At 39.7% G+C, this 11,412-nt stretch carries 14 protein-coding genes and 1 tRNA gene; 11 read left to right on the plus strand and 4 right to left on the minus strand.

All coding sequences use genetic code 11. From position 1 onward, the window contains the following. Positions 1–24 precede the first annotated feature (24 nt). The 5 genes from thiD to ACTB1O_RS10285 all read left to right on the plus strand — a co-directional run bounded on the left by thiD (position 25) and on the right by ACTB1O_RS10285 (position 2,645). On the plus strand, positions 25–840 hold the full coding sequence (thiD, locus tag ACTB1O_RS10265) for a bifunctional hydroxymethylpyrimidine kinase/phosphomethylpyrimidine kinase (RefSeq protein WP_462995042.1): 816 nt from the start codon (positions 25–27) through the stop codon (positions 838–840). Positions 841–859: 19 nt separating this feature from the next. Next, positions 860–1,327: an Lrp/AsnC family transcriptional regulator gene (locus ACTB1O_RS10270; protein ID WP_462995043.1), complete on the plus strand. Its 468-nt coding sequence runs from the start codon at positions 860–862 to the stop codon at positions 1,325–1,327. After that, the gene (locus ACTB1O_RS10275) at positions 1,317–1,595 is read left to right on the plus strand and encodes a DUF7521 family protein (RefSeq protein WP_462995044.1); all 279 of its coding nucleotides are present in this window, start codon (positions 1,317–1,319) and stop codon (positions 1,593–1,595) included. Before ACTB1O_RS10270 ends, ACTB1O_RS10275 begins: the two co-directional genes overlap by 11 nt. 6 nt (positions 1,596–1,601) lie before the next feature. Further along, a complete protein-coding gene (locus ACTB1O_RS10280; protein WP_462995045.1) occupies positions 1,602–2,039 on the plus strand; it encodes a hypothetical protein in 438 nt (145 codons plus the stop codon). A gap of 225 nt (positions 2,040–2,264) precedes the next feature. After that, a complete protein-coding gene (locus ACTB1O_RS10285; RefSeq protein ID WP_462995046.1) occupies positions 2,265–2,645 on the plus strand; it encodes a type IV pilin domain-containing protein in 381 nt (126 codons plus the stop codon). Between the two features lie 338 nt (positions 2,646–2,983). Here ACTB1O_RS10285 and ACTB1O_RS10290 read toward each other — a convergent pair whose 3' ends face one another. From ACTB1O_RS10290 to ACTB1O_RS10305, 4 genes are read right to left on the minus strand one after another with little or no spacing between them, the layout of a single operon-like run. Next, positions 2,984–3,538, minus strand: coding sequence for a DUF447 domain-containing protein (locus ACTB1O_RS10290; protein ID WP_462995047.1), 555 nt, complete (start codon positions 3,536–3,538; stop codon positions 2,984–2,986). After that, positions 3,526–4,359, minus strand: coding sequence for a triphosphoribosyl-dephospho-CoA synthase (locus ACTB1O_RS10295; RefSeq protein ID WP_462995048.1), 834 nt, complete (start codon positions 4,357–4,359; stop codon positions 3,526–3,528). The genes ACTB1O_RS10290 and ACTB1O_RS10295 overlap by 13 nt, the downstream gene beginning before the upstream one ends. Further along, the gene (locus tag ACTB1O_RS10300; RefSeq protein ID WP_462995049.1) at positions 4,331–5,467 is read right to left on the minus strand and encodes a methanogenesis marker 9 domain-containing protein; all 1,137 of its coding nucleotides are present in this window, start codon (positions 5,465–5,467) and stop codon (positions 4,331–4,333) included. The genes ACTB1O_RS10295 and ACTB1O_RS10300 overlap by 29 nt, the downstream gene beginning before the upstream one ends. Further along, positions 5,464–5,961 carry a Holliday junction resolvase gene (locus tag ACTB1O_RS10305; RefSeq protein WP_462995050.1) on the minus strand — a complete coding sequence of 166 codons (498 nt, stop codon included), beginning with the start codon at positions 5,959–5,961 and terminating at the stop codon, positions 5,464–5,466. Before ACTB1O_RS10305 ends, ACTB1O_RS10300 begins: the two co-directional genes overlap by 4 nt. A 79-nt stretch (positions 5,962–6,040) precedes the next feature. Between ACTB1O_RS10305 and cfbA the strand changes: the two genes are divergently transcribed. From cfbA to ACTB1O_RS10335, 6 genes are all read left to right on the plus strand, one after another. Beyond that, a complete protein-coding gene (gene cfbA, locus ACTB1O_RS10310; protein ID WP_462995051.1) occupies positions 6,041–6,445 on the plus strand; it encodes a sirohydrochlorin nickelochelatase in 405 nt (134 codons plus the stop codon). A gap of 14 nt (positions 6,446–6,459) precedes the next feature. Next, positions 6,460–7,665 carry a coenzyme F430 synthase gene (cfbE, locus tag ACTB1O_RS10315; RefSeq protein ID WP_462995052.1) on the plus strand — a complete coding sequence of 402 codons (1,206 nt, stop codon included), beginning with the start codon at positions 6,460–6,462 and terminating at the stop codon, positions 7,663–7,665. A 6-nt stretch (positions 7,666–7,671) separates the two neighbouring features. After that, complete coding sequence (cfbD, locus tag ACTB1O_RS10320; RefSeq protein WP_462995053.1) at positions 7,672–8,736, plus strand: Ni-sirohydrochlorin a,c-diamide reductive cyclase catalytic subunit; 1,065 nt, start codon at positions 7,672–7,674, stop codon at positions 8,734–8,736. After that, complete coding sequence (cfbB, locus tag ACTB1O_RS10325; RefSeq protein WP_462995054.1) at positions 8,733–10,109, plus strand: Ni-sirohydrochlorin a,c-diamide synthase; 1,377 nt, start codon at positions 8,733–8,735, stop codon at positions 10,107–10,109. The genes cfbD and cfbB overlap by 4 nt, the downstream gene beginning before the upstream one ends. 117 nt (positions 10,110–10,226) lie before the next feature. Continuing rightward, positions 10,227–11,096 (plus strand): branched-chain-amino-acid transaminase, encoded by an 870-nt coding sequence (gene ilvE / locus ACTB1O_RS10330; protein ID WP_462995055.1) that lies wholly within the window; start codon positions 10,227–10,229, stop codon positions 11,094–11,096. A 132-nt stretch (positions 11,097–11,228) separates the two neighbouring features. Continuing rightward, a tRNA-Glu gene (locus ACTB1O_RS10335) sits at positions 11,229–11,301 on the plus strand. Positions 11,302–11,412: the final 111 nt, after the last annotated feature.

Below are 11,412 nucleotides of genomic sequence, written 5' to 3' on the forward strand. Positions count from 1 at the left end.
CTATGATGCATGAAAGAGGCGCAGATGCCCTGTGCATGCACAATTGCAGGTTCAGATTCAGGGGGAGGTGCGGGAATAACAGCTGATATTAAGACATTTTCAGAACTCGGGGTCTGGGGTTGTTCTGTTATAACTTCTGTTACTGCACAGAATCCCGCAAAGGTTGCAGATGCATGGCATCTAAAACCAAAAGCTGTATCCCTGCAGATTGAAACAATTCTGGAAGAGTATAATGTCGCGGCTTTTAAAACAGGAATGCTTCCCACATCAGGAATAATTGAAGCAGTTTTTAATTCTGTTCCAAAAGACACTCCTATTGTCACCGATCCCGTAATGATCGCCACAAGCGGCAAAAAACTCATCGATGAAAAGGCTTTTTCAGCGCTAAAAGAACTTCTTCTGCCCCGCTGCACAATAATAACCCCAAACATTCCGGAAGCCTGTGCAATATCAGGTTTAAAAAATATATCATGCGAGGATGAGATCATAAAGGCAGGTAAAATAATCCTTGAAATGGGAGCAGAAAACGTTCTTATCAAAGGCGGGCACTTAAAGGGAGTACTCTCGGAAGACTATCTTATCTCATGCAAAGATGTAATTAAATTTTCAGGAGAGAGATTTCCCTATGACATCCACGGCTCGGGATGCTGTCTGTCATCGGCAATAACTGCAGGACTTGTGAAGGGAAATAATATTCAAAAATCCTGCAGGGATGCCAAAACATTCATTGAATATTCTATAAAAAATGCTTATCCATCCAGAAGTGAGCTTTACAGCATCAATCCGACCACCATAAATAAAGATTTACCAAACAAAAAACATTATATCTCCAAAGATTAGATTAGAAAAAAAGGTTAAGATGTTGGATAACGTAGACAATGCAATATTAAGTGAACTGGCAAAAGACGGCAGAACGTCTATGGCAGATCTTGGAAAAAAGCTTAGCATAGCGCCTTCAACAGTTTTTAAGAGAATTGAAAAATTAAAAACAAATGGCATTATTCAGCGTTTTACAATTGTGGTGAATCCTGAATTTTTTAAAAATTCAATAATAGTCTTTCTTTCAATATCGGTTGATCCTTTGCTAAAGCCTGATGTGGAACATTTTCTTTTGCGAATGGATCATATTCTGGAAGTTTATGAAACACTCGAGCCAAGCGATTTTCTGGCAAAGGCACGCGTCCATGAGATCTCCGAACTTAAATCCGACATTCTGATACCTTTAAGCGAACTTTCAGGAGTAAGAGACATAAAACCGATTTTGACAGTAAAAAAAGTTAAAGAGCAATTCTGGAATATGGAGGAATACGATTTACATGGAAATTGAACTTATGCAGCAGCTGCTTGCAATAATTACACTTGTTCTCGGCGGAGCACTACTAATATATCTTTATGATGCTTACAGGGTTTTAAAGCAACAGAGCCTCCTTCTGCTGATTTACGGAATATTTATGCTCATATTCGGAATTGTTCTGACCGATATTACAACACTTTTCACACTGGAATCATTCTGGATGTTCTGGTCAGCATTATTCTCACGTTTTCTGGTCATAATCGGAATATGCACAATAATATACTCAATACTAAGGAGCTGAAATCAAATGTCGGATACCAGCTCATTTGCGCGAGACTGGCAGCTTTTGAAACTGTCGCGTGACTGGAAACCGGCTGACAGATCAAGTGAAATTTTAGGAGTACTTATCAGAGAGAATGATATTCTGGTGAATGAAAAAATTGAGAGAATTGTGAAAAATATTGGAAAACGTGATGCTGAGGAAATATTAATGAGAATGCATCCAAAAATGGAAGTAAATGCAATTCTGGAAGGGATACTTCTTGTTTCAGGAATTGATTATGAGATATCCAAAGATAAAGCCCGCAAAAGGATTATGATTAAAAAAGAGATGAAAAACAATATCTCAAAAGCCTTTTCAGACAACAAAATCAGCGCGGCTTATATAAAAGGATTTATAAAATCCATAATTCCGGAATCGGAAATAACAGACAGAGGGGATCATTTTACACTAATCATTGAATAAAAAAGAAATATTTCACCATAAAAATATTTTTAGTCCTCTTTTAACCACTATTTTTTCTGAATTTATGCATTTTCGAAATAATATTTCATACGAACCATAATCCCCGCCCTATATTTATAAATTGAAAATAACTCAAAACGTTTTTAAATATATGAGGTTGATATACTATTGTTAAACTAAATTATGCCCCCATCCATAAACAGGACGGCATAAAGGTGATTTATTATGAGATTTACAGAAAGAGAAGAGGCAGTCTCACCGGTTATCGGTGTTATCCTCATGGTCGCAATTACAGTCATTCTCGCAGCAGTAATTGCAGTATTTGTATTCGGTCTCGCAGGAGACTTAGAATCAAGTGCACAGAAAGATGCACGTCTGACTACAGGTGTAAATAATGCAGGATTAGTTACATTTACAGTCTTTTCAGGTGCAGATGTTGGGGAAATAGACTATCTCCAATGGACAAATGGTACAGGCGTTGATAACATGGCATCGCCATCAGTAGGAACTTTTAATGTAACCACATATCCAAAATCTGGAGAAAAAGTTGTATTTACTGCTTTCTTCAATGATGGTACTTCACAGGTAGTTGGACAATCAACCTAAACATAATTTTTTTTATTTACTATATTCTCTAAGTTTGTTTGGACTATTTTTTATTTTAATTTGTTTTAAGTGCCTGCTTAATCTGTTTTTTAAAATCAAAAATGATGCATTATATAAAAATTAATCAAATTATATCTTATAAATAGAAAGTCTTCTAAATCCAATTTTTTTGCATTTTATCTCCATTCAGGAATTTAGGCAACTCTAAATATTCCGACTTTCCCTGAATTTATCCTTATAACAAATTTAGCCGAAAAGTTACAGAAATGCCAGATTTAAAAGAATTTAATTGAATGAAAATACGGTTTTTTTGGAATTTGTATCCTATAATCAGGAAATCATTCCAGATATTTCTTTAAACCCAAAATTGCTTCCAGTTCAGACTTTCCACCGCACTTCTTTGCAATCCCGAGATTATAATCTATAAGTTCCTTAAGCACAGGATCATGAGTAATAACATACCTTGTAGCATGAACAGTTGCCTCAACAATACTGTTAAAACCGCGATTTACAGGGTGAAGATTCAGATTTATTATTTCCTCTTTCAAAATAACAAGTTCAAAGATAAAAGCCTCTTTTGTCTCCTGTAAAAGTTCTGCCTTAAATAGAATCCAGGCTTCCGCATCCTTTAACCTGTAAAATGTTATATCCTCAAAAGTCTCTTCTTCAAAAAAATCCTCTTCCAGATCCTCAAATGCGGTTTTCACATAAATTACAGGATCAAATACAAAACTGGCAACAAAAAGTCCGTCTTCCAGAACATTTTCTGCAGTGTGTGATCCTTTAAAGAGCACGATTTTTAACGAACCGCCCCGGTTTATGATCCCGATTGGCGCTGCATTCTGCTTTGTCGTTGCTATTATCTCATTTATTCCTTCGGTTAAGAGTCCCATTCCCATCCCTCCATAAGTGCAGTGAAGATCCCTGCTATTGTTATATCGGCTATTGAACCGGGATTAATGCCTTTCTTTAAACACAGGATATCAAACTCCTCTGCAGACATTTCACCGGATAATACTTTCCCTGCCGTCTCCTTCGTCCATAATGAAACATTTCGCCCCAGTTTTTTTGTTACAAACGTATCCTCATCTGTTGCCAGAAGTGACATATATGCATCAGGGATTGCATCCTTACCCTTTCCTGAAGAAAGAAGATAATCAGCAGTTTTTCTTGTAAGATCAAACCCTGATATCCACTCCTTTGACACCATATCGCAGCCGGAGGAATATTCCATGACATCATAAAGGGTCATATTCTTCTCCCGAAGCATATCCAGAACAGCAGGATCATTCACATCCATCTCATCCGAATCATTCATCCGAACCTGTGTTAAGCCGAATGCTTTATAGAATGAAACGGCGTCCTCAACCGTAGTCTTTTTGATTAGCTCTTTTGCACCCTCAATTCCACTACCTGCAATTAAAGGAATTAAAAGAATAAATGCACCAAAATGAGTGTTGCCTCCTGAGTGGGAATTTGTAAGAGAGACAGAATCATATATCAGTTTTCCTATTCCGATCCCTTTCAGGTCTTCATAATTTTCTGCCTTCTCAAAAGCAGATCTTACAAGAATTGCAGATGCAAGAAAATGTTCAAGAAAGGTATCTTCATAATCATGATACCTGTCAACATTGCCGGGTTTTGTTTCTGCACAGACCTCAAGCATCATTGCAAGCTGTGCAAGCTCAGCAGGATTTGTCTTCAGTTGTTTCATCAAATACCTTCTTTAAAATATTTTCAGAAAGGCGGTGTTTATATCGCATATAATCTGCATGTGTCAGACCCTCCCGCTTTAGGGATATATCGCGAAACATGCACGGCGTTGAACTCTTACAGCACCACGCAAGACTTCCAAAACAGGTGCTCTCACCTGATGAAAGGGGAGTATTTGCAACCAAAGAGATCTTTAAATCATGATACTCTTTTGGTGACATCCCTATTCTTTTTAAGGTGGGAATAAGAGCACACTGCTTAACAGGCATACAGCAGAATGTAAGACTTCTGATATCTCCCCCCCGGCATAACTGCTTTGGCGAGTTGTACCAGCCGGATTCATCTGCATATCTTTCTATTGATTTATTCAGATGCTCAAGTGTATTATTATCCGCATTTCTTGCAAGTGAAACCAGATCAGCCCCGTGTGCAAGCAGATCCTTCATTTTTTCAAAGGTGTTTACCGAATTATTGGCAATAATTATCAGAGGGCAGTTGTTTCTTATTTGTTTGAGCTTTTCATTCCCAAAATCCATCAGATCAACATGAATTATGTCTGCACCGGCCTTCCATATTTTCCGTGCAAGAGATGCATCATTATCTGCCACACCGGCACGAATCTTAACCGAAACTGTTGCGCCTGCCTCTTTTAAAGCCCTGATTATATCTGCAAGAGTATCTGTATTTTTAAGAAGATACTCTCCGCTGCCGGCGTGAATCATCGCCTCCTGACGACAGTGTGCATCGATCTCGTATATGACCTCATTTCCAAGTACTGAATATATATTTAAAAAAGACTCAGGGGATGTCCCGCGCAGGTTAACACCGGGTATTACATCAGTATCTTTGAACTTTTGGATTTCTTCTTTAATTTCTGATGCAGGATCTTCATATTTAAATTCATGGCGCCCTTCCTCTTCCATCATTGCACTTGCATTCATGGCAGGTTCGTCTATGGAGTATCCGCCAATAAAGGCAATGCCGACATTATCCTTTCTCAAAAGAGCATATGAGGCATCTGTAATTCCTGCCATAGAAGCAAGAGCTATTGGAGTTTTTACTGTACGACCGTTTATCATCAGTTCGTACCGATCATAGGAGTCCATCATTCTCCCGTATCTTTTTGTAATAAACTATCTAATTCCTTTGGGTATAGACATGGGAGCCGGTAAGCGCCGGAGCATCTTTCAAGTTCAATTCCGGATTTGAAATCCTCAATTGAGATCCCCGCACCATTTTTTCTAAATTCCATTATATCAGGCCAGGACATAAGATAGGCCTTGTTTGAACTTCCCTTTCCGCCGCGGAACTCAACTGCCAGAAAACCTCTCCTGCCTGTTTTCTTAATGAAATCCCATATCGCATCAACCTGATGAACATTATTTTTATCCTCATGAAAATGCTGTGAAAAATAGATCTTTTTTCCTTTTATTGACTTGCACTCAATTGTAAGATAATATCGCGGATTGAGTGAATCTACCAAAACATCAACATACTGCGTATTAAATTTTGACTGCTTTAGCCTGTATGCATATCCTTTCAGATTATTTTCCGTGAAAAAATCATTGAGGCAATGCACTATATCTCTTTCAAAATCACCCATCAGTTCATTAACATATAATTGTCATATCCAAAAAAGAATCGGTAATTATTTTATTAATAATTGTTGTACATTGTATGATATGTCTAAGACTGGATTCTTACTTGTCGGACACGGCAGTACAAAACCATATAACAAACAGCTCATAGAAAACACAGCAAAACTTGTTTCCGAGAAGGAAACTGGATATCTTGTAAGATGTGGATTTATGGAGAACAGCACTCCCTCAATTCCTGAAATTCTCGAGGAATTCAGAAAAGAGGATATTGAATCAATGGTTGTTGTACCTCTTTTCCTTGCAAGAGGAGTACATATCGATGAAGACATCCCAGGTATACTCGGACTTAAAGAAGGAAGCCACAGAGGCACATTTGCAACCGAGAAAGGCGAAGTCCCGCTCGTATATGCACACCCAATCGGCGAAAACCCCATGCTTGCAGACCTCATGATCTCAAGTGCAAAGCAGGCAACCGAGAAATATCTTTAATTTTTTTATTTTTTATGTACATTCTGGTGCTTGACACCATTCACGGCGGCGAAGAGATAGCCACTCATCTTGAGATATGCGGCCATAAATGCGATATGGTTGACATTTACAGACATGAGTCGGGAATCTCAGAAGATGCAGCCAAAAAAAAAGTGTATGATCTGATTGTGGCACCTGTTCACTTAAATCCCGGGCATCCTCTTCTAAATTACTCAGATACACCTGTAATCACACACCACAACGCAGTTGCAATGATTTTGCAGGACAAAAAAACAGTAAAGACAATAGAGATTACAGGCACACGCGGCAAAACAACGACCGCCTTTGCCCTTTCTCATATCCTTAAAGGGAAAGGTATTCTCCATACTTCAAAGGGAACCTGTAAAATTCCGGAGAATGAAGTTATTTTTAAAAAGAGTATCACCCCCGCATCTGTGATAAACCCTGCATTACTTGCTTTTAAAGAAGACAGATGGCTTATTGCCGAAGAGTCACTCGGGATCTCCGGAATTGGTGATCTTTGCATCCTGACATCAGATGAAGACTATGCTTTCGCAGGCGGGAATAAGACCGCACTCGCTGAAAAGATCAGATCACTAAAAGGGGCAGAGAAAATTCTTCTCTCTTTTGGAGTGAATTTCCCGGTTGAAGAGGGGATATACTCTTCTGATCTTGTATCCGTAAATGAGGATACATGCTCATACTCATACAAAGATATCAGAGGTAATTTTTCAAACCCGCTTCTTTTGGTGGATGGATACAGGGAAGCAATAGCAACGGCAACTGCCGCAGGGTGTATTCTTGGAACAGATCCTAAAGATCTTGAAACTTTCATTCCGATAGAAGGCAGAATGTCAGTTTCAAAAATAAATGATATACAGATTATTGATAATTCCAACAGCGGTGTTAACAAAAAAACCACATTAACAGCGGCATCCTATGCCAGAAAATTAACAGGTTTAAATGAGATAACCCTTGTAATTGGAATTGAGGCGGAAAACATCTGTGAAGGCTTTAGTGAGAAGGATGTAACTGATGCAATAATAGAGATTGCACCTGCAGAAGTCGTAATTGTAGGCAATTCCCTAAATGGCATAAAATCAGAGAACATAGGGAACATACCCGTTAATTATCAAAATAATCTTAATTCAGGAAAACAAAAAGCCATTGAAGATGCAAATACAGGCGCAATAGTTCTTTGTGTTAAAACATGGAGGTAATAAGATATGAAATATATTCAGCCCAGGCCGAGTTCTATCGTTGCAGGTCTTTATACTGTAAGGGATCTCGGTGTTGAGGTTGCAATCCTGCACGGACCTTCAGGATGCTCTTTTAAACATGCGAGACTCCTTGAAGAGGACGGACTTCGGGTTCTTACAACATCACTCTCTGATAATGAGTTCATATTCGGCGGACAGGAAATCCTTGAAAAAGTTCTCAGATATGCCGAAACGGAGTTCAAACCGAAGAGAATGGCAGTTGTCGGAACATGTGTTTCAATGATAATCGGTGAGGACATGGAAGCTGCAATTGAAGATTCAGGAGTTACTACACCAACAATAGCAGTTGACATCCACGCAGGATTTAAGGAGAATATCGACGGCGTTATTGCAGCACTTGAACCTGCCGCAAAAGCCGGATGGATCAACACCGAAGAGCTTGCCAGACAAAAGGAGCTCCTTCATGCGGCTAACCAGGTTGAAAGACTGCGGGGTGCGGCATACAAATCATATATTCAGCCACAAAGAGGCGATCTCAAGCATCTGGTCGCAGAAAGACTACTTGAATGTGTAGATTCAGGTAAAAAAGGTATTGCAATTATGAATGCGAAAAAGGAAACAGCTTACATGTTCGCCGATGCCTTAACTGCTCTCAATACTTCCTGTCCTGATGCTGACATTAAATACATCGCAAATTTAGAGGAAAGGGGGCTTCCAAAAGTCAGAAATGATGCGAAAAACATCAGGGAAGATCTTTTAAAAGCGGGCGTAACCGCAGAATATATAGGAGCACTTGATGAGTACGGCGCAAATGGTGAGAGGCTTGGAGAGGCAATATCAGAATGTAAACCGGATTTTGCACTTATAGCAGGCGTGCCACACGCAATTCCGCCTGAATATCTGGATGGAATTGAAGTTTTTTCAGTAACAAACGGGCCAAGACAGGTTGAACCCCTCCATGAATTCGGCCACGACCATGTAGTTGTTGAAATTGACCTGCATCCAAAGACTCTTGGTGTCAAAAATATTGTCCCAAGCGAATTTGGAGATGTTCTCCGGAGTTTTAGATGAAAAGTCTTCTTATCACAGGAGACCGCTCGGGAAGCGGAAAGACCAGCATCACACTCGGTATCTCCGCATATCTTTCAAAAGACTATACAGTGCAGCCATTTAAGGTTGCAATGGACTACATTGACCCTTCTTATCTTACCGGCGTCACAGGCAGGATGTGCAGAAACCTGGACAGTTTTGTGATGACTCCTGAGCAGATTCAGGACTCATACAATAATGCATGTGTCGGTGCTGACATCGCCATAACAGAGGGAGTCAGAGGCCTCTACGAAGGCTCTGAAGCACTCGCAGATACAGGATCAACAGCAAGTGTGGCAAAGATGCTGGATCAGAATGTGATTCTGGTTTTAAACGCCCAGAGCATTACAAGAAGTGCGGCCGCAATTGTAAAGGGTTTTTGTGCATTTGATCCGGAAGTAAAAATAAAAGGCATAATCCTCAACCAGATTATCAGTGATAACCATAAAAACAAAGCAAAAACTGCAATAGAACACACCACAGGAATTCCTGTTATCGGCGCAATCCCGAGAACCGAAGAGATGAAACTCACAATGCGCCATCTCGGCCTTGTTCCTTATCTGGAAGGTAAAAATGACGATGAATTTCTAAAACGTGTCGAAAAGGTAACAGAAATTATCGAGAAAAACATCGACACAGACACACTTTTGGATCTTTCAAAAGAGTCAGCACCACCTCTTAAAAAACCTGAAATGTTCATACCACCGGATTATTCTGATATTAAAATCGGAGTAGCAGTTGATGAGGCATTCAACTTCTATTATAACGACTTATTCGAAATACTTCCTGCCCTCGGTGCCGAGATTATTAAATTCAGCCCGATTCATGACAGACTTCCGGATGCCGACGGGTACATCATTGGCGGAGGATATCCCGAAATGTTTGCAAAGGAACTTGAGGATAACAGCCGGATGCGTGAGGCCGTAACTGAAATCTCAAAAAATGACATCCCTGTTTATGCCGAATGCGGCGGACTTATCTATCTGACAAAAAAACTGACACTAAAAGAAGGCTGGAACAATCTTGAATCAGATATGCAGTATGATATGGCAGGTGTATTTGACGGTGAGACCAGAATGCCCACGCGAAGGGTAATCGGATATGTAAAGGGAAATTCAGATGAAAAATGTCCTCTTGGTGCATCTTATTTCAGCGGACACGAATTCCATCATACAGATGTAATTCTTCCAAAGGACACTCATTTTTCATATACACTCTCCCGCGGGAGAGGAATCAGGGAAAATCTTGACGGCGCTCTAAAGAATAAAACGCTTGCATCATACACACATCTGCACCCTGTTGCATCAAAAAATATGATCGAAAACTTTGTTTCAGAATGCAGAACCAGGAATTAACCGCTTTTTTTATACTACAGGAATATATCCCGGTTTAATAATTATTTTTTAATTTTTTCAGACTTTTTGGTATGAATAAAGCAAAAAATAATTATCTTTAGGGCTGACATAAATTCTATGATTATCTACCTGGACGGGGAATACCTGCCAAAGGAGGAGGCAAAAGTATCTGTTTTTGATCACGGTCTTTTATATGGAGACGGTGTTTTTGAAGGAATCAGAGCATATAACTCAAGGGTTTTCAGATTAACCGAACACCTTGACAGGCTGTATGACTCTGCAAAGACAATTGATCTCAATATTGGCATTACAAAGGCTGAAATGGAAGAAATTGTCCTTGAAACCCTCAGAAAAAACGAGTTAAAGGATGCTTATATCCGGCTGGTTGTAACACGCGGCATCGGCGACCTTGGCCTTGACCCGAGGAAATGTGAAAAACCCACTATTTTTGTGATTGCAACAGGATGGGGTGCAATGTATGGCGATCTGTATGAAAAGGGACTTCGCGCAATAACAGTATCAATACGAAGAAATCCTGCTGATGCACTTCCGCCGAATGTTAAGAGTCTTAATTATTTAAACAATATTCTTGCAAAAATTGAGGCAAATTACAAGGGCGGAGATGAGGCAATCTTTTTTGACACAAACGGATATGTGGCAGAAGGCTCGGGAGACAACATCTTTGTCGTTAAAAACGGCGTGATCCTGACACCACCCACATTAAACAATTTAAGGGGCATCACAAGAATGGTTCTCCTTGAAATCGCATCAGAGCTTGGAATACCTGTAAAAGAGCAAAATCTCGGTTACTTTGATCTATACACTGCAGACGAAATTCTGGTTACCGGTTCTGCCGCAGAGATTGCGCCTGTCACATTAATTGACGGCAGAAAAATAGGAACCGGAAAACCGGGTCCCGTCGCCGCACAACTCGTTGCCGCTTTTAAGCCAAAAGCAGAGAGCGAAGGCAAAGAGATCTACAAATAATCTTAATCATAAAACCCAATTTATTTATTTAACTAAAATATCCCATAAATTAAAGTCCGAATCCCAAATCAAAACGTATATAACCTAAAGTTGCGAATAGAGTAAGGCAATCATTCAGGTAATGATTCTCCTGCTGATATAGTGTAGGGGCCAATCATGCCGGCCTTTCACGCCGGCGACTGGGGTTCAAATCCCCATATCAGCACTCCTGTCTAAAGTGGAGAGCTCAAACGATTTTGATGAGCAAAAACTGTTAGATTCTTTTAAGTTATTCGTTCAGAATAATCCTGATTTTTTGTCATCTCAGACATCGGGT

Source organism: Methanomicrobium sp. (assembly GCF_055145805.1).